At 34.7% G+C, this 20,788-nt stretch carries 21 protein-coding genes; 9 read left to right on the top strand and 12 right to left on the bottom strand.

Translation table 11 applies throughout. The features are described from left to right. The first annotated feature begins 4 nt into the window (after nucleotides 1-4). From RNZ46_RS16195 to RNZ46_RS16160, 8 genes are all read left to right on the top strand, one after another. Nucleotides 5-1,246: a S41 family peptidase gene (locus RNZ46_RS16195; protein ID WP_316983214.1), complete on the top strand. Its 1,242-nt coding sequence runs from the start codon at nucleotides 5-7 to the stop codon at nucleotides 1,244-1,246. 76 nt (nucleotides 1,247-1,322) lie between these two features. After that, nucleotides 1,323-2,252 (top strand): TolB-like translocation protein, encoded by a 930-nt coding sequence (locus RNZ46_RS16190; protein ID WP_316983213.1) that lies wholly within the window; start codon nucleotides 1,323-1,325, stop codon nucleotides 2,250-2,252. Nucleotides 2,253-2,274: 22 nt separating this feature from the next. Further along, nucleotides 2,275-2,730 (top strand): GNAT family N-acetyltransferase, encoded by a 456-nt coding sequence (locus RNZ46_RS16185; RefSeq protein ID WP_316983212.1) that lies wholly within the window; start codon nucleotides 2,275-2,277, stop codon nucleotides 2,728-2,730. Between the two features lie 10 nt (nucleotides 2,731-2,740). Next, nucleotides 2,741-3,550 (top strand): alpha/beta hydrolase family protein, encoded by an 810-nt coding sequence (locus tag RNZ46_RS16180; RefSeq protein ID WP_316983211.1) that lies wholly within the window; start codon nucleotides 2,741-2,743, stop codon nucleotides 3,548-3,550. Nucleotides 3,551-3,687: 137 nt separating this feature from the next. Further along, entirely contained in the window at nucleotides 3,688-4,797 is a 1,110-nt protein-coding gene (locus RNZ46_RS16175; RefSeq protein WP_316983210.1) for a DNA alkylation repair protein, read from the top strand. A 40-nt stretch (nucleotides 4,798-4,837) separates the two neighbouring features. Next, nucleotides 4,838-5,422 carry a Crp/Fnr family transcriptional regulator gene (locus tag RNZ46_RS16170; protein ID WP_316983209.1) on the top strand — a complete coding sequence of 195 codons (585 nt, stop codon included), beginning with the start codon at nucleotides 4,838-4,840 and terminating at the stop codon, nucleotides 5,420-5,422. Nucleotides 5,423-5,518: 96 nt separating this feature from the next. Continuing rightward, nucleotides 5,519-5,872, top strand: a complete 354-nt coding sequence (locus RNZ46_RS16165) for a nuclear transport factor 2 family protein (protein WP_316983208.1) — start codon at nucleotides 5,519-5,521, stop codon at nucleotides 5,870-5,872. Between the two features lie 30 nt (nucleotides 5,873-5,902). Then, entirely contained in the window at nucleotides 5,903-6,481 is a 579-nt protein-coding gene (locus RNZ46_RS16160) for a YceI family protein (protein WP_316983207.1), read from the top strand. 731 nt (nucleotides 6,482-7,212) lie between these two features. Here RNZ46_RS16160 and RNZ46_RS16155 read toward each other — a convergent pair. The 9 genes from RNZ46_RS16155 to RNZ46_RS16115 form a co-directional block, all read right to left on the bottom strand. Then, nucleotides 7,213-7,905 (bottom strand): hypothetical protein, encoded by a 693-nt coding sequence (locus tag RNZ46_RS16155; protein WP_316983206.1) that lies wholly within the window; start codon nucleotides 7,903-7,905, stop codon nucleotides 7,213-7,215. A gap of 27 nt (nucleotides 7,906-7,932) precedes the next feature. Beyond that, the gene (locus tag RNZ46_RS16150) at nucleotides 7,933-8,421 is read right to left on the bottom strand and encodes a hypothetical protein (protein WP_316983205.1); all 489 of its coding nucleotides are present in this window, start codon (nucleotides 8,419-8,421) and stop codon (nucleotides 7,933-7,935) included. A 158-nt stretch (nucleotides 8,422-8,579) separates the two neighbouring features. Continuing rightward, entirely contained in the window at nucleotides 8,580-9,242 is a 663-nt protein-coding gene (locus RNZ46_RS16145) for a hypothetical protein (protein WP_316983204.1), read from the bottom strand. Between the two features lie 22 nt (nucleotides 9,243-9,264). After that, complete coding sequence (locus RNZ46_RS16140) at nucleotides 9,265-10,563, bottom strand: OmpA family protein (RefSeq protein ID WP_316983203.1); 1,299 nt, start codon at nucleotides 10,561-10,563, stop codon at nucleotides 9,265-9,267. An 11-nt stretch (nucleotides 10,564-10,574) separates the two neighbouring features. Next, nucleotides 10,575-11,111 carry a hypothetical protein gene (locus RNZ46_RS16135; protein WP_316983202.1) on the bottom strand — a complete coding sequence of 179 codons (537 nt, stop codon included), beginning with the start codon at nucleotides 11,109-11,111 and terminating at the stop codon, nucleotides 10,575-10,577. Between the two features lie 297 nt (nucleotides 11,112-11,408). After that, on the bottom strand, nucleotides 11,409-14,363 hold the full coding sequence (locus RNZ46_RS16130; protein WP_316983201.1) for a tetratricopeptide repeat protein: 2,955 nt from the start codon (nucleotides 14,361-14,363) through the stop codon (nucleotides 11,409-11,411). Between the two features lie 295 nt (nucleotides 14,364-14,658). Continuing rightward, nucleotides 14,659-14,781 (bottom strand): hypothetical protein, encoded by a 123-nt coding sequence (locus RNZ46_RS16125; RefSeq protein ID WP_316983200.1) that lies wholly within the window; start codon nucleotides 14,779-14,781, stop codon nucleotides 14,659-14,661. A 1-nt stretch (nucleotide 14,782) separates the two neighbouring features. Beyond that, complete coding sequence (locus RNZ46_RS16120) at nucleotides 14,783-14,899, bottom strand: beta-galactosidase small subunit-related protein (RefSeq protein ID WP_316983199.1); 117 nt, start codon at nucleotides 14,897-14,899, stop codon at nucleotides 14,783-14,785. Further along, on the bottom strand, nucleotides 14,854-15,096 hold the full coding sequence (locus RNZ46_RS16115; RefSeq protein WP_316985012.1) for a hypothetical protein: 243 nt from the start codon (nucleotides 15,094-15,096) through the stop codon (nucleotides 14,854-14,856). The genes RNZ46_RS16120 and RNZ46_RS16115 overlap by 46 nt, the downstream gene beginning before the upstream one ends. Nucleotides 15,097-15,554: 458 nt before the next feature. Between RNZ46_RS16115 and RNZ46_RS16110 the strand changes: the two genes are divergently transcribed. Next, complete coding sequence (locus RNZ46_RS16110) at nucleotides 15,555-17,711, top strand: hypothetical protein (RefSeq protein WP_316983198.1); 2,157 nt, start codon at nucleotides 15,555-15,557, stop codon at nucleotides 17,709-17,711. A 17-nt stretch (nucleotides 17,712-17,728) separates the two neighbouring features. On the opposite strand, the gene RNZ46_RS16105 is transcribed toward RNZ46_RS16110, so the two are convergent. Genes RNZ46_RS16105 through RNZ46_RS16095 form a run of 3 tightly spaced genes read right to left on the bottom strand, consistent with a single transcriptional unit; the run spans nucleotide 17,729 to nucleotide 20,560 of the window. Continuing rightward, entirely contained in the window at nucleotides 17,729-18,910 is a 1,182-nt protein-coding gene (locus RNZ46_RS16105; RefSeq protein ID WP_316983197.1) for a THUMP-like domain-containing protein, read from the bottom strand. Between the two features lie 6 nt (nucleotides 18,911-18,916). Beyond that, nucleotides 18,917-20,005, bottom strand: a complete 1,089-nt coding sequence (locus RNZ46_RS16100; protein WP_316983196.1) for an AI-2E family transporter — start codon at nucleotides 20,003-20,005, stop codon at nucleotides 18,917-18,919. A 54-nt stretch (nucleotides 20,006-20,059) separates the two neighbouring features. Next, the gene (locus RNZ46_RS16095; protein WP_316983195.1) at nucleotides 20,060-20,560 is read right to left on the bottom strand and encodes a TrmH family RNA methyltransferase; all 501 of its coding nucleotides are present in this window, start codon (nucleotides 20,558-20,560) and stop codon (nucleotides 20,060-20,062) included. Nucleotides 20,561-20,788: the final 228 nt, after the last annotated feature.

Raw genomic sequence — 20,788 nt, 5'->3', positions numbered from 1 at the left:
AAATATGAGAAAGTTATTAATTGCAACATTAAGTTTATTAGTTAGTGCTAGTGCATTTTCACAATCAATAAATATAGAAAATTGGACTGAAGATATTGATTTTTATAAGACCAATATTGAACAAAATCATATTGACTTATACAATACCATTAGCAAATTAGAATTTGAAAATGAAATACAGGAAATTAAATCAACACTACACAAAAAAAGTGATGTAGAAATTATTATAGACCTAATGCGATTAACCCGAAAAATTGGAGATGGTCATACAGCATTTTCTTTGAGAGGTATCGAAACACATTTATTTCCAATTGAAATTTACAACGTAGAAGGACAATGGAGGGTTATCAAAACTACAAATAATCATAAGATGCTTTTAGGTAAAATAGTAACGGAAATTGATGGTAAATCGATAAATAAAATTGTAAATGAGATCAGTAAAGTAGCACAGTATGTAGAAAATGAACAATCCGAAATTATTAGAACTGGTGAATATTTGATGATATCTGAATTGTTGTATGGATTACAATTAACGAAAGATGAGTTCAATGCGGATTTTACTTTTTTAGATAATTCAGGAGAAGAATCAACAGTATCATTAAATACAATTAATAGTAAAGACTATTATGAAAACACAGACTTCAAATCTTTTGAAGTACGAATTCCAGAAATACAAAAACCTACAGATTCAAAGTATGATTTTCTTTGGTTTAGTCCCATAGACAATACAACAGGAATCTATATCAAATTTGAAAGCTACCCTTCGTTTGAAGAAATGGAAAAATTTGGAGAATCAGTTTTAAAATACATCAATGAAAACCAAATAAAACAAGTGGTCATCGATTTAAGAAATAATGGAGGTGGAGATTTTTTTGTCGGAACTTTTTTGGCTTATTATTTAAATTTAGCTGATAGTATAGATTGGAAATCTGGAGTTTATATGTTGACCGACAAAGTTACTTTCTCTGCGGCTACAAGCAACGCTTCACAATTTAGACAAATCCTCAATGCTAAGATTGTTGGGGAGCCTACTGGTTCAAATCCAACAGGTTATCAAGATATGGGACAGTTTGCTCTTCCAAATTCAGGAATGATTGTTACGTATTCAAAAAGACTATTTAGATTTCAAGATAAAGTCACTCAAGGAGTCCAACCTGATGTTTTGATTGAATATGACTGGAATAGCTATTCTAAAGGAATTGACAATATGATGGAATGGGTTATTAATGACATACGAATAAAATAGTAGCGTCTAAAATGACGGTTAGTTATTATTGCAATTAACCTGAAACTAAAAAAATAATCTTAAAAAAAACAAGAAAATGAAATATATAAAAACCTTACTCATTTTTACACATCTGTTAGCCTTTATTACTTCTTGCCAAGAAAGTAAAAAATCAAATCTCACTTTGCTCAGTAATCAAATTCCAACAGATACGCCTTTGGTTTTTGGTGAAGACATTATTTCAACCGATAGCTACGAATTTGCCATTACGTTTACTCCCGATATGGACGAAATTTATTTTACACGTAGAAAGCCAGAAAAAGACAATGAAATTTATACCATGAAATTTGTTGATGGCAAGTGGTCAAGCCCAGAATCAGCGTTCTTTACAACTACTGAAGGATGGGATTTCGAACCTCATATCAACCCTAAAGGAGATAAGCTGTATTTTGGAAGCATAAGACCACTTAACGATACACTTAAACCACCAGGACTCTACCAATGGTATAGTAAGAAAAATGCAAATGGTTGGAGTACACCAGTTCCTTTAGGGAAACCATTTGTAGATAAATCTGTAATAATGTACTTAACGTCTTCAGAAAATGGTAATTTATACTTCACTACTGGTGAAAAAGGAGATGCACCAGAAGATTGGGTTATTTATAACTCGGTTAAGGAAGATGGCCAATATAAAAGTATTAATAGAATGGGAAGTGAAATAAATTCTACGGGCAAATGGATAGCCCATTCATACATAGCGCCAGACGAAAGTTATATGATATACGACTTTAAAAGTGACTTTGGCTTTGGTGAAAGCGATTTATACATCAGCTTTAATAAAAATGGAACATGGACAAAACCTTATAATATGGGATCCAAAATTAACACAGATCAAACTGAAATGGCTGCAAGTGTGTCACCCGACGGCAAGTATTTGTTTTTCCATAGAGGAGGTGACGATTATGGTGATATTTATTGGGTAGATTTTAAATCTATAATGCAAAACTTACTTAAAAAAATTAGGTAACTAGCTAACAATTACAATTATTATGATATTCAAGCAAGCAACACGAAATGATGTTACAGCAATTGTAGAAATGATTGCTGATGATGAATTAGGTAAGACAAGAGAAAACTTTCAAGTTCCTCTTCCTAAAAATTATTATGCAGCATTTGAAAATATAACTAGTGATAACAACCAGGAACTTATCGTTGTTGAAAATGATAAACTTGAAATTGTTGGCACAATGCAATTATCATTTATTCAGTATTTAACTTATCGTGGAGGCATTAGAGCTCAAATTGAAGCTGTTAGAATTAGAAAAGATCAACGAGGAAGAGGTTTAGGAACCAAAATGTTTGAATGGGCAATAAATAGGGCAAAACAAAGAAACGCTCACGTGTTACAATTAACAACTGATAAAAAAAGGCCAAGAGCATTGAATTTTTATAAAAGATTGGGGTTTATAGATTCTCACGAAGGTATGAAAATGCATTTTAATTAATAATTGTAAAATGATAAAGTACATCCAATATTTGTTCCCAAGTATGGTATCAAATAAGATTTATAAACATATGTCTTATCCAAGAGTAAGAAAACTACGTGACTCGGAAAAAGCAATGTTAAACTTAGCAAATGCTGAGGTTGTAAACTATGATGAGTTTGCTTTAATGCGGTATGAATGGGGGAAAGATTATGACAAAACAGCTTATCTTGTTCATGGATGGGAAGGACAAACCGGAAACTTTGCCTCATTAATACCAATATTACTTAAGGCGAAATACAAAGTGGTATCAATAGATGCGCCTTCTCATGGCAATAGCTCTATTGGAAAAACGAATATGTTTGAATTTTCAAAAATTTTGATTTCCCATTTTAAAAAGGACACCCCAGATTTAGTAATCAGTCATTCTTTTGGTAGTGTAAATGTTGCAAGGATATTAAGGTTGTGCCCAGACATTAAAATTAATTTATGGCTGATGGTTACGACTCCTTATAATTTTAAAAGCCGAATTGATGAGATGGCAATAAAATTTGGATTGAACAGTAGAGTCACTGAAAAGCTAATATCTAAAATTGAGGAAGATGTTAATGAAAGTATCGAAAACCTTAACATGGTTACTTATTGCAGCGAATTGTCTAATGTAGACAAGGCAATAATTGTGCATTCAAAATCCGATAATGTGTTGCCTATTCAAGGCGCAAGAAAAGTGAATAAATCTTTTACACAAAGTGATATAATCGAGTTAGATAATTATGGTCATTACTCAATTTTATGGTCTGATGAGCTAAAGTCAGTTTTAGAAGGTCAGATGTCAAATTAAAACATGCTCAGACAAGAGAACTTTTTTTTTAAATTGGGCAATCTAATTTACTTATAGAGTATACTTGAAAAAGTTACTTTAACCACGTTTAAAATATGATGAATCAGATAATAAACAACATTGAATAAAATTAATGAATGGCAGAATTGTTAAAGAATATATATAATCAAAAGTTCTTTGATTCTTTTATAGATTCAATGCAACGAATTAAATCTGATTTTGATAAAAACTCATTTTTAGACTGTATCTACGATAACGAATGGGAGAGCAGAGAATTAAAACAACGAATGAGGCATATATCAATTGTTTTGAAAAATCATTTATCTGATAATTTTAATGAGAATGTAAGTACAATTCTAAATCTAATTTCTCAATTAAAGAAAAATGAAATTAGGGAAGAAAGCATTGAGTTTATGTTTCTTCCAGATTTTATCGAATTATATGGTTTAGAAAATTACAATACATCTATTAAAGCATTTGAACAAATAACTCAATTTACGAGTTGTGAATTTGCAGTCAGACCATTTATCATTAAATATGAAATTGAAATGATAAAACAAATGAACTTGTGGTCACGACACAAACATCCAATGGTTAGACGACTTGCATCCGAAGGGTGCAGACCAAGACTACCTTGGGCAAAGGCCATCCCTTCATTAAAAAATAACCCTACACCAATTATTTCTATTCTTGAAGAATTAAAAAATGATACGTCAGAAAGTGTTAGAAGAAGCGTAGCAAACAATTTAAACGATATTTCAAAAGACAACCCAAATACGGTTATTGACCTTGCGAAAAATTGGCAAGGAAAAACAACTGAAACAGACTGGGTAATTAAACACGGATGTAGAACACTGTTAAAACAAGGTCATCCAGAAGTAATGGAACTTTTTGGATTTGGGGCAATAGATAAAGTCAAAATTAAAAACTTTAAAATTCTTACACCCAAAGTTAAAATTGGGTCTTTTTTAGAGTTTATATTTGAACTTAAAAACAACAACAAAATAGCATCAAAAATTAGGTTGGAATATGGGCTTTATTACCAAAAAGCAAACGGTTCTTTATCAAAGAAAGTGTTTAAAATAAGTGAAAAACAATATCCTGGAAATTCAACAACACAGATAAAACGAAAACAATCTTTTAAAATCATTACAACTAGGAAATTTAATATTGGAAAGCATCAATTGTCAATCATAATTAATGGAAAGGAATTTAATAAAGTTGATTTTGAATTGATTGAAAAATAAGAAATTATAAATCAAGATTATAATTAATAAAGCACCAAGGATGAATAATATACCTTTTTTAGAATATATAAATAAATATATCAGCCTATCAGTTGAAGATGAAACCATTCTACTTTCTAAAATTGTTCAAAGAAACTACCTCAAAGATCAATACATATCTCAGCAAGGAGATATATGCAAGAGTGTCAATTTTATTATTTCAGGAGGTACAAAAACTTTTTATATGGATAAAGATGGTCAAGAACATATCGTAATGTTCTCTATTGAAGATTGGTGGACCTCAGATTTGGGAAGTTTTATAACTCAAACTCCAGCAGATTTTAATGTTCAATGCATTGAGAATACTCAACTCATTCAATTTACCTATGATAATCTTGAAGAATTATATAAAGAGATTCCAAAACTTGAATGCCTTTTTAGAAAAATTGTAGAACGTGCTTTTGTAGCATCACAAAAAAGAATTGTTAGGAACTTCAGTCTTCCAGTCAAAGAAAGATATATCGAATTTAAGAACAAATACCCACAAATTGAGCAACGAGTTCCACAATATATGATTGCTTCTTACCTTGGTGTTACCAAAGAGTTTTTAAGTAAGATAAAAAGCCAAATCATACAAAATCAATAAATGTTAATCTAGTTTAACATCATTTCATAATCTACTTCAATTTTTAATCGTTCGTTGTTTTAGACATTTGTACCATAATATTTAAAACAAAATATAATGAACACACTATTAGAAAAAATCAGCACAATTAACGACATGATTCTTCAAGGGAAAGCATTGGAAGCTTTTGATCAATTCTATCATGACGATGTAGTTATGCAAGAAAATGACAATCCTACTATTGAGGGTAAAAAAGCCAATAGACAACGTGAAGAAGATTTTTTTGCAGCGATAACAGAATTTAGAGGTGCTCAGCCTTTAAAAGTAACTATTGGAGAAAATACAACTATGGTAGAATGGCATTTTGATTACACTCACAAAGATTGGGGAGTAAAAAATTACACTCAAGTTGCTGTACAAGAATGGAAAAACGGAAAAATAATAAAAGAAAAATTCTATTACGGAGAATAATTAATCAAATACCTATTAAAAAACAAAAAAATGGATAAATCAATAAAAAATATAACTGCAATAATCATGGTTGCATTCATGACATTTTCTTTTGCTACAGTTGAAAAAGTCAAAAAAGAAATAAATTTAGAAACTAGTAAGGTGACTTGGAAAGGTTACAAAGTAACAGGTTCTCATCAAGGAACAATTGACATAAAGAAAGGGAACCTCCTATTTGATGACAATAAACTTGTTGGAGGCGGTTTTATAATTGACATGTCTTCTATTGTGGTTACAGATTTGGAAGGAGAATACAAAGACAAACTGGAAGGACATCTAAAGTCTGATGACTTCTTTGGAATAAACAATTTTCCAACAGCATCGTTAACCTTTAAAAAAGTTAAATCTACTGGAAAAAACTCTTATGAAGTTACAGGAGATATTACTATTAAGAAAAAAACAGAAACTATCAAGTTCGATATTTCCATATATGGAAATAAAGCAAATGCTTCGCTAAAAATTGATAGAACAAAATTTGATGTACGATATGGTTCAACAAGCTTCTTTGATAATTTAAAAGATAAAGCTATTTATGACGATTTTGATTTGGTGGCTGACTTAGAATTTTAGCAGAAACTTAAATTTTGGCAAGCACCAATATTTTTTTTTCAATAATTTAATCATGCAAAATTAACGTTAATTTTAAATCATTAAAAAAAGCACGAGTATATATATATACTCGTGCTTTTTTTGTATTCATGTCCAATTCATTTTTTGATAGATTAAACATCCAATATAACACACAAGTACAACATCAATCTAAATCACTTTCCACCATTATGGATCCTTTTATTATCTTAATTGTTGGCGTTTAGTTGGTTTGATTTTAATAGAGGTGTAATTGCTTGTATTTTAATTGATTATTGTTAAATATTTACTTTTACAAACAGGAGATAACCATTCTATTTTTAAAGTATTAGAATTATAAACAATAAGCTTCTGTACTTTTTTTGAACGTTTCAATGGAACAAAATGAATAATTAAATTATTTGGTATTGTTCTAAAAGATAAAAGTATTACTTTTGGTTATAGGTAATGAAAAATTGATATTTCGCTATTATTTCACCAATTTTTACGAAAAGATTAGTGTGTCCATAGAAAAGCGGGGTAAATAAAATAGTTCGAATCCTTCAGGGCTCACACACAGGCTTGTAATGAACTAAAAATCAGTTTATTGCAAGCCTGTTTTCTTTTTGGTTGAGTTGTGCGTGGCTAATTTGCATCCCGAAACCTACAAGAAGGACAAGGAAAAATGTTCTTGACAATTTTGTTTTCATAGTCTCTAAATTTTATTTTGAGCCTTAAATTTCATCGACTCGAATGGATTTTATTGGTAAAGAGTGAATTTTATACGGCTTATAAGTGCTTTCCAACAAAGGGGAAATACTCAAGGTCATATATCCGGCTTGTTGGGACCAAAAAACGAAGGCCAGTTCGTTTTCAGCTTTTAAAGCTTCAATATAATAACTGGTATGGCCCATATGTACCACTACAATACCATCACGCTCGAGGTTTGTTTTTATTATTACCCGATATTCCTTTCCCCTTCGAACGTTACACGTTATATCTGCGCTAAAAAGAAATATCTGATTGTAAACTTCATCAGACACGATTAGTTGTGCCAGTGGCTCTAATCCTGTGGCCGATTTGGGCAATAACCTGAAATAGTCCTTGCTGTACCTTCCGTGGAAAGAGATATCCAAACCCGGCACAAATGGCTTTGATGGAGAAATTTTTACACTTTTGTTCGATCTTGCCTTTAAATCTTTTTCAGAAATATCCAGTTTCAAAAGCTTTTCCAATTGTATGTTCTTATTGAATTGGGAAGCCTTTAAGGATTCTATTTTTACTTTTGAAAGAGTGTTGGCATTGGCCGAAATAGCCGCCTTGCTTGAAATTTTTTTGTTTTGCCTGATCTGGGCTTGGCCACTTAGCATAAACAAGGCCAATAGGGACGTTATTGCTAATTTCTTTTTAAAAACTGTAATTTTCATGGTTTTTTTATTTTGATAACAGAATAATTAGATAGGAAATTCATGGTTGCTAGGAAAAACCTTGTTGGCTACCCATTTATAAAATCTTTCGCCCAAGCGTAAAGTTTTGCTAAGCCTTACCTTATCAACACTGGCGTTCTTAATCTTAATGTGCTTATTGCCGTAAAATTGGGCATCGTACACGGTGCCGCTTACTATTATGGTGCCTTTGGCATTGCGTCGCACTTTGCGTTTCAGTTTTACCTTCAATTCCAGGGTAACCCTACAGCCCTTAAAAGAAATATTCTTTACTTCTTTTATTTCGAGCTTTTTTAGATTGGTTGCACCTACATCCCAAACTTGCCCAGCCACTATATTATTGATGTCTTGAATTATTTCGGCCTTACTTGCATTTCCATAGCTTTCAACAAGGGTACAGTTTATTTGTGCTTTGCCGTGTGTTGTTCCCAAGAAGCATGTTACAGTAAGTAACAGCCACAAGGTCTCTTTTTTGAATAGTGAAATAATTGTTTTCATGATTTCATGTTTTTAACTTTTATTAGTTGGATTTATGGTAATACTACGTTTTGGCATCAGTATTTATTGAGAGCCAACCACGAAGCTGTTCGTGTTTTTTATAAATTCTACTTCAATGACAATGTCAATCCAGCCTAAAGTGTTTTCGTTTTTCCTATTTAAATCTTGTCTATCTGAATAGCTGAAACAGACAAATGGCTTGGTTTTTCGCGATCTGGGTTTACACCTGAAATTCCTATGCGAATGATACCGGCATTTTGTGTGCTAAAAGCTATATTAACCTCTCTGTTTCTAACGTCATTCAAACTTGTCCGAATTTCCCTGTCGCCCAATTGAATTAGCATGTACCGTTCAGGTTCAAAAATATCCCCAGGAAAATTGTCGTTTACCAAAGAAATTTTCATACGATACTCGCCTCCTCTTTGTGTTGTATATTTGATAAATCCGGAATAGGTGCGATACAGATAACCAGAAGATGTTGCTGCTGTATGGATATGCCGTGCACCAAGGGAGAAACTTTCTCTACTGTAAGTGCCATCAAATTCAAAGCTTAGCCCCGGAATACTTGGTCTTTGTGGGGTAATTCTCCAACTCTTTGATGCACGTAATTTTAGTTTTTTCTCTGGAAAATTCACTAATGGGATATCGGAAAATTTCTGCCCTCGTTTCAATGTTTTCTCTTTGACGCTTTTTAAAGGCAATGATTTGTTTACAAGCGTAGTAGAAGCCAATTTTTTTTTGGCAACCTTATTTTTTAGCTTGTACTGCGAATGGCCATGAAAGGTAATAGACAGTATTATTATAAATATTAGAATTTTCATAATTTCTATTTTTTTATGGTTACTATACTTTAATAAACTCCACGCGACGGTTCTGTGCTTTGCCTTCAGTAGTACTGTTATCGGCCACAGGCTCGGTTTCGCCCTTGCCTTCAGTATCCAATCGGGCCGAATCTATGCCATAGATGGATACCAATGTGTTTTTCACGGCCTCAGCCCGTTGTTTTGAAAGGGCTAGATTTTTGGCATCATTACCGTCGGCATCGGTATGCCCCACGATATTTAAATTAAGATCGCTTTCTTGTTTCAGTACTTGTGAAATCTGTCGAATGATGCCCATTGACTTTGGCTGTAAAGTGGCCGAACCCGATTTGAACAAAATAGCGTTGGTCGATACCCGGCCTTCGGCAATTAGTTTGCTCCTTAAGTCTTGTCCGCCCTCAGCTAGCTTTAGATTGGTAATGAATAGCTGTTCCTTACCGGCCTTGAAATTGTTAAGTTCGAACTTGAGCCCGTAGGATCTGCTGATGGGAGGCAGCAAACTGGGGATATCGACCACTTTTTGCTGGTTTACCCAAAGGCGCAAGCGCTGCTTGTTTACCGCCACCGAGATGTGTGGTCGGTTTAGAAGTGCTTCCCGGATATCTGCTTTAACCTGATTGTTGATTTCTTTGGAGCTGTTACGTACCCACAGCCCTACGGCAGCATATTGGCAGAACGATATTTGGGCGTAAGCATAGTTGCCCAGCTTAAAGCCCGTATCGTCCGATAGGATTATCTTGAGCACCGTAGTGGAGGCCGTTTTATTATCTAGCCCCGTGGCCATGAGGTCGAACTCGATGGTAAACGCTTCGGGCAACTCGGGCAGCTTGGGTATATAATAGGTGCCGTACCCGGGCTTCATCTCGAGCCACTTTTCGGTACCACTGCTTGTGCCAACCACCTCGCCACTTCCATTGGTATTCCATTTGCTGGGAAAATCGCCGACATAATCAGATGAAAATTCATCGAAAAACACCTGCTTGTTGCCGGGAACAAAGTCGAATTTAGAATAGATCGTTAGTTCGGAATCCAAGGTGTCCCCTTGGGGCGTTTCATCTTCATCCATTGGGTCTTGGCCATTTTTGGTGGCGCTCTTTCTTTTTTTCTTCTTCTTCTTCTTTATTTTTTTATCTGCATCGAGAATCGTATCCATAATCCGGCCGGTTTCCTCGGCAGCTTTTTCTTCTACCTTTTGCAGTACGGTTTCTTTTGCGGCTTCTTCGGCTCTTTTTTTTAGTTTCTTCAAAATCTGAGCATGTGCCGTTGGTGCGCAAAGCAAAAAAATGAATAGCCAAGCTATCGTTACCTGTTTCGTTTTCATAATATTTTCTTTTAAATTAAGCATGCCGTTCGGTAAATGGCGAAGGTGAACAATACGGTTTCGCTCAATGCGTTTCTTTCTGCAATAAGCCAGTATCCGTTCTTCTTTTTTACGATTTTCACTTTGTAAATAAGGTGATAATACTGCCGGTTTCGAATATCGAGGGTTACGGTTTTTCCTGTTTTTTTGAGTCTTACCGTGGTTTGTAACGTGTTTTGGGCCGCGGTTTGTTTGATGCCTATATCAAGCGGAAAAACAGATTTCAGCTCATTTCGGCTATTGTTGGTAAGGTTGCCCAGTCCGTACCGGGCCTCTGTACCAAACGATGTGTGCTGGCTGTTCTTCGCGTTTAACTGCAAGGATACCAAAGCAATCTCGTAGCAAACGCCGTTGTTTAGGTTGTACATAATCTTATCGAAGGCCGTGGGTAAATTTACTGGGGCGGTAATCTTTGGCTTTACCTTTGGCTTGGTTATTTGTGCTTGTACCGCAATAGTGTTCAGTATAATTATTAATACGGATATACCAATTTTTTTAAGTGTTTTCATAATTTTATTCTTTAATGAAATAAGTTGTTTTTATAATCTTGTTTTTGTGGATGATCTTCAATTTGTATTTCCCTTTTCCTAAATGATTGATGTTTAGGAAAATCTTATTGGTAGGCCATTTTTTAATAGTGCCCTCATACTTTTTTTTCTTCATAATAAATTGAATGAAGATTACGCGGTCGGTAATAAATTCAAAGCTAAAAACAAGATTGTTTAGTGGCTATAAGGCATGTATCAAAGTCTATAATAAATGTAACATTACACTGAAAATCAGTGTTTTGAAAGGGTGGGGTGTGATTATTTTGAGATGTACTCTGAAGGGGAGCAGCCATAAGCTTCTTTAAAACATTTACTAAAATAGGCATGGTCGTTAAAACCAACGGTGTATCCAATTTCAGAAATATTGGCATCGCTTTTTTGAAGTAATGATGCGGCCAATTTTAAGCGCTGGGAACGAATGAATTCCGAGGCCGATAAATCTGTTAGCGCTTTTAACTTTCGGTGTAATTGCATACGGCTCATGCCCACGGCTGCACTGAATTTTTCTACGCTAAAGGACGGTTCCGTTAATTTTTCATCAAGTACCTGTTGTACCTTTTCCAAAAATTGCTCGTCTAAATTGGTTATTGCAATATCTTTTGGTTTAAGCACCACTTCTTGGCTATAACGGTTGCGAAGCAGCTTTCTTGAAGCTATTAAATTTTGCACCCGGGTTTCGACCATTTTTATTTTAAATGGCTTGGTAATATAATCATCGGCGCCGGTTTCCATACCTTTATATTGACTTTCTTCACCAGCTTTGGCCGTTAATAATATTATGGGGATGTGGCAGGTGCGTTCGTCTAATTTTAACTGTTTGCATAATTCCAGACCATCGGTTACAGGCATCATAATGTCCGATATAATAATATCGGGCACAAATTCTATGGCTTTTTCTATGCCTATTTTTCCGTTTTCGGCTTCTAAAACCTGAAAGGTGTTTGAAAACGAGTTTTTTATAAATGCGTTTACATCGGCATTATCTTCTACAATGAGAAGGATGGGTGCATCTTCATCCAGCATGTCATTAGTTGCTTGTTTGGTTTTTGTTGAGGATGGTACTGGTTGTTTGTATTCTTGCAGAGTTGATCCGGTTTTGTGTACTGGGACAAGTTCGTTTTTGTAAAAGGCCTTTTCTGATATGGGCAATATAACTTTAAACAACACGGTATCGGTTTTTGTAATTTCAACATGTATGGTGCCATGGGCTAATGTAACCAGCTCTTTAACCAAGGACAGGCCAATGCCAATACCATCGGCATTTTCATCGGCTTGATAAAACCGATTGAAGATTTTGTCTATTTTTTCATTGGAAAATGTTGGGCTGCTGTTTTCTACCAGTATTTCCAGTTTACTATTTTTTATGGTCGATTTGAAATTTACGACGCCGTTTTCTGGTGTGTATTTAAAGGCATTGGACAGTAAATTGATTACCGTTTTTTCGATTAGGTTTTTATCGAACCAAGCATTTTTGGTGGTTTCAACTTTAACGGTGTATTCAATTTTTTTGCTTTTGGCTAAGTGCACAAATGATGACGCAATAGATTTTAAAAGAACCGTTAAATCGCCCCGGGAAACCCGAAGTTTTAAATGGCCGGATTCTAATTTTGAAAGGTCCAACAGTTGGTCTACCAAATTAAGCAACCTTTTGGAATTGCGCTGCATCATCTCGAAATCGGTACGGTCGGTGTTGTTTAGTTTTTCTGATTCCAATTTTTTTTCAAGCGGTGCTGAAATTAGTGTTAACGGTGTACGGAATTCATGCGAAATATTAGCGAAAAAATTAGATTTTAAGACATCTATTTCCTTTAGTTTTTTATTGGTTTTTTGTCGGTTTCGGTACAAAATAAAAAAGAAAACCCCGACTAACGATGTTAGGCAGAGGCCTCCCAAAAACAAATTTCGTTGATTCTTTTTTTGCTGGGCTACCAATTGGTTTTGTGAGGTTAGCAAAGCGATTTCTTTTGTTTTTTTTTCGTTCTCGTACTTGGCCTCAAGTTCATGTACGTTTTTCGCATTTTCAGCCTTTGTGATGCTATCTTTTAACGATTGAAATGCTTCTAAATATTCTAACGCTTTTCTATAATCTTTTTTTTCTAGATGTGCAGTGGATAAGTTCTTTAAGATTTGAGATTTGTTGTAAGAAATGTTCATCTCATCATAGATTTCCAAAGCGCGTTTTAAAAGCATTATGGCCCTGTTGGGATTGCCATAGTGTTTTGCTACTTCAGCGAGCCCTACCAATCCATTTGCAAGCTGCATTTTACTATTGGACTGATTTGCTAGATTTACGCTTTTTTCATAATATTTCTTAGCGTTTGGATAGTTTTTTAGTTTAAGATACGATGCGCCAATCCATCCCGATATATCACTGACTTCATCTGTGTTTTGGACATTTGAGTAATAGTTTAGTACGGGTATCAATGAATCTATGCAATTTTGGTAGTTTCCTTTATTGAACTCCAATTTGCCCATGTTGAATTTAATGTACACCTCGCCTTCGCGTCTGTTCATCAATCTATATTGTTCCTTGCTTCTAAGAAAGTATTCTTCAGACTTATCAAAATTACCGAGTTCCATGTAAATTTGACCGATGTTTGATAATGAGGCGGCAAGAGCAGGTTCTTTACGTTCGTGGTGTTGAAAAATGGAATCGACCTTTAGATAATTCTGTAAAGCATTGTCAAAGTCGTTTTCATAATAAAAGGTGTTTCCTAAACGATAGTAAGAGAAGTACAATCCTTCCCAATCGTTATTTCTCTTAGCGATTTCCAGGGCTTTGTACGTGAGTTCTTTTGCAACGGAATAATTGCCTAAATGGGATTGCGCCATAGCCAATCTTACGTAACAATTACTTGTTTTCGAATCGTCTTTTAAAATTATGGCATGCTTTAGCGCGCCTTCCATGGCAAGTATAACGCTATCCATTTTGGAAACACTCCAGTAATGTGTGGCTTTATGCAAATAGGCATTGTAATAAGCATAATCCCACTTGCTTTTTTTTCCTATTTTAAACATTTCCCTGTAACAGAACTGGGTAGAATCCGGGTTACTGTATAGATAATTATCAAAAATCCATTGCAGGGTTTTTATCTTAACCGTATCGTTGGCAGCTGTTCTATAAACTTGATTAAGCGAATCGATATTGTAGCGGTTCTGTCCAAATAGGGACATACTTAAAAAAAGCAATATCAGCGCTAAAATGGGTTTCACGGCTCAAAATGAATTTGATTTGATTATAAATTTAAGCAATTATATCCAAATCAACCTAGTATAACTGTATAGCATTTATTGTCGATAAACAAACTTTTTTCCGATTTTCTAAACAACAATTAATAAATGTGTTTCAAGACATTTTTATTTTAAGCCGCTCATATATTAAAATTGCCAATAGTCATTCATAAGGTACTATGCTAAACGAGTGCGAGTAGCTTTTGCCTGTAGGAATGATATATTCTGGGTGCAACAAGAACCCCCAAGACGTATTGCTGCCCAAGTCCATCTGTAATTAATCGATGTTCCATTGTATGGTTTCGCCAAATTTAATATCCGCTCCGTGCTTTGAGGTTACTGGAACCAAACCTGAAACTGATTCGCTATCATCTCCGATTTCAAAATCGATTTCATTCATATCAAAAGGCCAAACAGGTATTTAACAGGACGTTGCTCGACGCTTTTAAGGATAAATTATTTGATGAAACCTTTACCCAACGTACATTGGTTTTGTTACCGGTTTCCTGTGGACGCAAATAATGCTTAAACTTTTTGGTTGTTTTTCCGGCGCAAAAACCAAAGCATTTTTAATAAGACTTCTAATGGCTTTACCATAACTGCTTTTTTCGATACTGTACCCTAAATTCATTTTAGAGAAGTGATCCATTAAAATATGGATATAATGTTTTGTGCCATCGTTGGTTTTAAAAATCGTAACCTCTGCACACCACAATATGTTAGGTTTTGAGATTCGTTTGGGATTGAGACCATTAAGTTTGCGTTTATCGCGATTACTCTTAAACCCAAGTAGCTTACAGTTATTGTAAAAAGTGCTTTCGCAACAATTAATGTAGTAATTCCGGACACCTTTTAAATATATTGAAGTGAAGGTTTGGACCAGAACATATAATCTGGGTGTGCTAAATAGTTTTTTATAGCTTTAACTTCAGAGGTCAACAACAAGTTTGGAAATGGCTTTGTACACCACTTGAAATAAGAAGGTTCTCACTTCTGAATCACAAGTGTTTTGTAATTCTGATGGATGGTGTGGAATATATTAAAAACCTTTTAGGGCTCACTTAAAACTTCACTATTTTTTAGTGGAGCTTTTTTGTTTTAAGGAATTACTTTGAAATTTAAAATTATTTGCCTAATTGGTTATAATATTTATTAGTTTAGCATTAATATATTATGAAAAACCTCTGCCTACTTATCTGCATTTTACTAACTCAAAGCATCTTCTCACAAGAGGCTAATATCGCTACGAAATTCAGTGAAAATGGTACGTTGTATGATGGTTTAAGTGAATCTTCAAAACCTTTAACAGAATTTAAAAAAGGTGAAAACTGTATTGTAATTGGTTACTTAGGAAAAGATAATTACAAAGTATCCTATAAAGAATGGGTTGGGATTTTAAGTTCTGATTTTCTGTTAATTAATGACGAAATGATGGATTTGTACTATGATTTTCAGGAAAAGGCACGAAAAAAACTCATCGAAGAAAGAGAAAATAGAAAGAAGCGTTTACAAGAAATAATATACAACAGTCCCGAGGAAAAGGAGAAACGAAGACAAGATTCCATTGTCAAAGCAAAAATAGCTGAAAAAATAGCACAGCGAAAACGAGACTCCATCGCCAAAGTCAAAGAGTTAGAAAGGCAACGATTGGCCGCAGAAGCCTTGTTACGTAAACAAGCCGAGGAAAAAGCACAGCGAAAACGTGATTCCATCGCTAAAGCCAAAGAAGCTGAAAAGCAACGATTGGCTGCGGAAGCCTTGTTACGTAAACAAGCTGAGGAAAAAGCACTGCGAAAGCGTGATTCCATCGCTAAAGCCAAAGAAGCTGAAAAGCAACGGTTGGCCGCGGAAGCCTTGTTACGTAAACAAGCTGAGGAAAAGGCACAACGCGAACGTGATTCCATCGCCAAAGCCAAAGAGGCTGAAAAACAACGGTTGGCCACAGAGGCTCTATTGCGCAAACAAACTGAGGAAAAGGCACAACGTGAGCGTGATTCCATTGCTAAAGCTAAAGCAGCCGAAAAGCAACGTTTGGCAGAGCAGGAGTTCCAACGCAAAAAGGCAGCATTGAAAGCTTTGAGGATAAAAGACTCCATCGCTAAAGCCAAAGAAGCTGAAAAGCAACGATTGGCAGCAGAGGCTTTATTACGCAAACAAGCTGAGGAAAAGGCACAACGTGAGCGTGATTCCATCGCTAAAGTTAAAGCGGCAGAAAAGCAACGCTTGGCAGAGGAGGAGTTCCAACGCAAAAAGGCAGCATTGCGAGCGGTGAGGATAAAAGACTCCATCGACCAAGCCAAAGAAGCTGAAAAGCAACGATTGGCAGCAGAAGCTTTATTGCGCAAACAAGCTGAGGAAAAGGCACAACGCGAGCGTGATTCCGTCGCTAAAGTTAAAGCGGCAGAAAAGCAACGCTTGGCAGAGGAGGAGTTCCAACGCAAAAAGGCAGCATTGCGAGCGTTGAGGATAAAAGACTCCATCGACCAAGCCAAAGAAGCTGAAAAGCAACGATTGGCAGCAGAAGCTTTATTGCGCAAACAAGCTGAGGAAAAGGCACAACGCGAGCGTGATTCCGTCGCTAAAGTTAAAGCAGCCGAAAAGCAACGCTTGGCAGAGGAAGAATTTCAACGCAAAAAGGCAGCATTGCGAGCTTTGAGGGTAAAAGATAGCCTAGCGAAAATTCAAGAGACGGAAAAACAACGATTGGCGGCTCAAGAATTTCAGCTTAAACAGGCAGAGGAAAAAGCTAAAAGACAGCGGGATTCCATCGCTAAAGCCAAGGTGTCCGAAGAACAACGTTTGGCCACAGAAGCTTTATTGTTAAAGCAGGCCGAAGAAAAGGCCAAAAGGCTTTTGGACTCTATCGCTAAAGTAAAAGAAACACACAAGCTTCGATTGGAAAAATCTGAATCGCGAAATACCTGTAACTACCTTATTAATGAATACGATGAGTTTTACAAAGAACAATTAATCCGAACAGAACTTTATAAGCTCAATAAAAACTTAACCGTAGAATTGTACAGACAGGGCAACAAGGTAAATGTTTTTTTAAATCTTTCAGCAAACTTGGGATGTGCCAGTTATTTAACAAGTAACAGATCTTCGGTAAAAATTCAACTTGAAAACAACCAAAGTATAACGCTTTTCCATTCGTGGAATATTGATTGCGAAAACTTTAATTTTAAAGGCAGAATAACTAATTCGCAAATGCAAAAATTAGAGCAATCTGCTATAAAATCCATTTATTTTAAAGGTACAAAAAGCACTAAATTAGTATCGGACATTGATTACAGAACGTTTTTTATCGAAAAACTAAAATGCATTGAGTAGCAAATGTTTTAAGCTATTTAATTGGCTTTTGTACTTATAATAACAATTTTATTTCCATCAATATCCGTTGTAAAAAACAAGTACAGATTTCCCCCGTCTTTAATGCTGAATTTTTTTCTAATTTGTTGAACCGTTTCGGGAAAATTCCGGGTGGTGATATTGGCTTTTTTTATGGCTTCTTTTTTTAACGCCTTTTTGTTGAAAGGCAATAGTTTTTCAATTTTAAAACATCTTCCGGGGAAATCCACAAGCTGTTGGCTGGTGTATAAATGTGAATGCTGATGCAGTTTAAATAATTTTAATTGATGGGAAATGGAATGGAATCCACCCGATTTTAATATAGCAGCATTGGGCTCGTACAAATAGGTGAGCGGTTTATGGTAATTGGATGGCGTATGTTTTTCTTCTTCCAACAAAAAACTAAAATGCGCATTTTTATCTTTTTTTATATTTACCGTTTCTATTGAAATTGCTTCAGAATAACCGCGTTCCAAAATCCAAAGCAATTCTTTTACTTCGTTATTTACAGCGACAACGTGAATGGTTTTTACAAGCCTCAATTCATTTATGCCAACCGAAATATCGAGTAGTGGCGATGTTTTAATCAATATGTTTTTTGAATGCCTAAAAAGCAAATCGAGATGTTCGGGAATATTGGGCAAACAGTCGTTTAAAAAGAATACTTTGCCTTTACTGTCGTGGCGTCTTGAAGGGTCGATATAAATCCAATCGAAGGTTTTTTTTGAAGTTTTTAAATATGTAATTCCATTAACATTTTGGGTTGAAATATTACGAGCATGTAATTGTGTGTAATTGTGTTTTACGATTTCTGAAAGCTGATCATTTATCTCGCAAAGTACAACGGTTTTAAAATGTTTTGAAAAGTAGTAACAATCCACGCCGAAGCCACCAGTTAAATCAATTATCGATTCGCCTTTAATTAATTTAGATTTGTAATTCGCCGTAATTTCTGAAGAAGTTTGCTCAATATTCAGCTTATTTGGATAATAAATATTTGTGGTATTGAACCATGTTGGCAATTTTTTTTCGGAGCGTTTTTTAGCTTCAATTTGCTCGATGATGTCTTTGGTTTCAACCGCATCAAACGCTGTTCCTTTTAATAGTAATTTTGAAACATCAGCCTGTAAATTTTCATTTATAAACTCTTGGATTTCAGTATTTAAAATAGAAGGATTCAACAGAAACTATAAACCTTTAGTGAGTTTTTTAACAATCTTATTTTCAGATAAAAACTCCTTTAAAATCACTTTAATAGCCGTATAAGCTGGCACCGCAATAATTAAACCAATAACGCCAAAAAGAATGCCCGTAATTAAAATAACCAAAAATATTTCAAGAGGGTGCGATTTGACACTTTTTGAAAATATAATGGGTTGGCTGCCAAAATTATCGACCAATTGGCCTATTAAAAACACGACAAGTACCCAAATTGTTTTTGGTAAGATAACTGCGCTAAACGATTCGCCAAGGTTGCTGGTCATGGTTAATGTAATCATTAATAAGCCGCCAATTAAAGGGCCAACGTATGGTATTAAATTAAGCAATGCACATAAAAATGCAATAACAATAGCGTTTTCGACCCCAATGATTAAAAGCCCAATGGTATAAATGACAAACAGAATTAGGATTTGAAAAATGAGTCCGACAAAATATCTTGAAAGCAAGTCTTTTATTTTTGTTGAAGAGTTCCGCCACCGCAATTCTTTATTGTCGGGTATAAAAGTCAGAATGCCGTTTTCAAACAATTTACTGTCTTTTAAAAAGAAAAAGGAAATGAACAATACCGAAAATAATCCAATACTAAAACTGCCCAATCCGCTAACCACGGCATTTAAAAAATTGGGAATTATTGAATAATCCAATTCTGTTAAAAGGTTGGAGTTTTTTATGGATTGCTCGATATCGATTTGATTCAATTCAAAATAGGCAATTATTTCTCTGTACAAATCTTCTACTTTTCCTTGTAATTGCTCGATATTTAAAAGTGATAAATTATGGCCTTGTTCAATAATTAAAGGAATAAATAAACTTACCAAACCCACAAACAATCCAACTAAAAATACCATGGTTACAATAACGGCAATGGTGTTTTTAAACTTTAATTTGCGGCGAAGAAACATAACAATAGGTCTGCCAATTAGCGAGATAACGGCGGCAATGGCCACATAAATTATAACGGATTGTATTTTGTATAAAAAGTATAATAATAAGGTGATGCCAAGTAAAATGGCGATGGCTTTTAAAATACCGTTTGCTATAGTGTTGGATTTCATTTAGTAAATATAATCATTGAAGTTGGAAGCACGAAAACTGAAGTTAGAAGATTTTTACAATAACTGTTTGGTTATTTCATACAAAGCAATATTGGTGGCTTGAACCACATTCATGCTGCTGTTTTGTCCGAACATATCAATGTGGATTAAAGCATCAGACCTATTTAAAATAGCTTCGGAAACCCCAAAATTCTCGTCGCCAATAATCAATGCGATTGGTTTTTTATTTGAAAAATTAAAGCGGTGGATGGGTTTACTTGTGTTTGTAATTTCTAAGGAAATGATTTGATATTTTTCGTTTTTTAAACGTTCAACTATTGTTGAAGCAGATTTGGTAATCTCATAATTTACCACTTTCTCGGTAGCTCTCGAGGTTTTTGCCATTTTGCGCCCAAGCTGAATGTTTTCGCCACAAAGGATTAATTTCTCTACTCCAAAAGCATCAGCGATTCTAAATAAACTTCCAATATTTAGTGCATTGGTTACATTGTCGCAAACCAATATGATTGGAAATTTTTGTTTTTTGAAATTGGTATTGTAATGGGTGAGTTGCACGTTCTGTTAATTTATTAAGTTTTTTGTGGTTTAGTTGATATGCCATGAAGCCGAAAGATATCGGGACACTAATGTTTTCTTAAAAGAGTCCAAAGAATAATTGCTAATACAATAAAGAAAATCAAAATTTTCAAAAGCAATTTAAGAAGATCTTTAAATGTGCTTTCTACTTTTTGGTTTTCAAAAAAGAATTCAACTATCATAAGAACAATTCCTTTCAATATTATG

It is taken from the genome of Hwangdonia lutea (assembly GCF_032814565.1).
In the GTDB taxonomy this organism is placed as follows: domain Bacteria; phylum Bacteroidota; class Bacteroidia; order Flavobacteriales; family Flavobacteriaceae; genus Hwangdonia; species Hwangdonia lutea.
The sequence above is the reverse complement of the archived record's forward strand: the minus strand, read 5'-3'. Positions and strand labels throughout refer to the sequence as shown.

Coding starts and splice junctions, on each gene's coding strand:
- RNZ46_RS16195 (WP_316983214.1), top strand. CDS start 5: ATGAGAAAGTTATTAATTGCAACATTAAGTTTATTAGTTAGTGCTAGT.
- RNZ46_RS16190 (WP_316983213.1), top strand. CDS start 1,323: ATGAAATATATAAAAACCTTACTCATTTTTACACATCTGTTAGCCTTT.
- RNZ46_RS16185 (WP_316983212.1), top strand. CDS start 2,275: ATGATATTCAAGCAAGCAACACGAAATGATGTTACAGCAATTGTAGAA.
- RNZ46_RS16180 (WP_316983211.1), top strand. CDS start 2,741: ATGATAAAGTACATCCAATATTTGTTCCCAAGTATGGTATCAAATAAG.
- RNZ46_RS16175 (WP_316983210.1), top strand. CDS start 3,688: ATGGCAGAATTGTTAAAGAATATATATAATCAAAAGTTCTTTGATTCT.
- RNZ46_RS16170 (WP_316983209.1), top strand. CDS start 4,838: ATGAATAATATACCTTTTTTAGAATATATAAATAAATATATCAGCCTA.
- RNZ46_RS16165 (WP_316983208.1), top strand. CDS start 5,519: ATGAACACACTATTAGAAAAAATCAGCACAATTAACGACATGATTCTT.
- RNZ46_RS16160 (WP_316983207.1), top strand. CDS start 5,903: ATGGATAAATCAATAAAAAATATAACTGCAATAATCATGGTTGCATTC.
- RNZ46_RS16155 (WP_316983206.1), bottom strand. CDS start 7,905: ATGAAAATTACAGTTTTTAAAAAGAAATTAGCAATAACGTCCCTATTG.
- RNZ46_RS16150 (WP_316983205.1), bottom strand. CDS start 8,421: ATGAAAACAATTATTTCACTATTCAAAAAAGAGACCTTGTGGCTGTTA.
- RNZ46_RS16145 (WP_316983204.1), bottom strand. CDS start 9,242: ATGAAAATTCTAATATTTATAATAATACTGTCTATTACCTTTCATGGC.
- RNZ46_RS16140 (WP_316983203.1), bottom strand. CDS start 10,563: ATGAAAACGAAACAGGTAACGATAGCTTGGCTATTCATTTTTTTGCTT.
- RNZ46_RS16135 (WP_316983202.1), bottom strand. CDS start 11,111: ATGAAAACACTTAAAAAAATTGGTATATCCGTATTAATAATTATACTG.
- RNZ46_RS16125 (WP_316983200.1), bottom strand. CDS start 14,781: ATGAATGAAATCGATTTTGAAATCGGAGATGATAGCGAATCAGTTTCA.
- RNZ46_RS16110 (WP_316983198.1), top strand. CDS start 15,555: ATGAAAAACCTCTGCCTACTTATCTGCATTTTACTAACTCAAAGCATC.
- RNZ46_RS16100 (WP_316983196.1), bottom strand. CDS start 20,005: ATGAAATCCAACACTATAGCAAACGGTATTTTAAAAGCCATCGCCATT.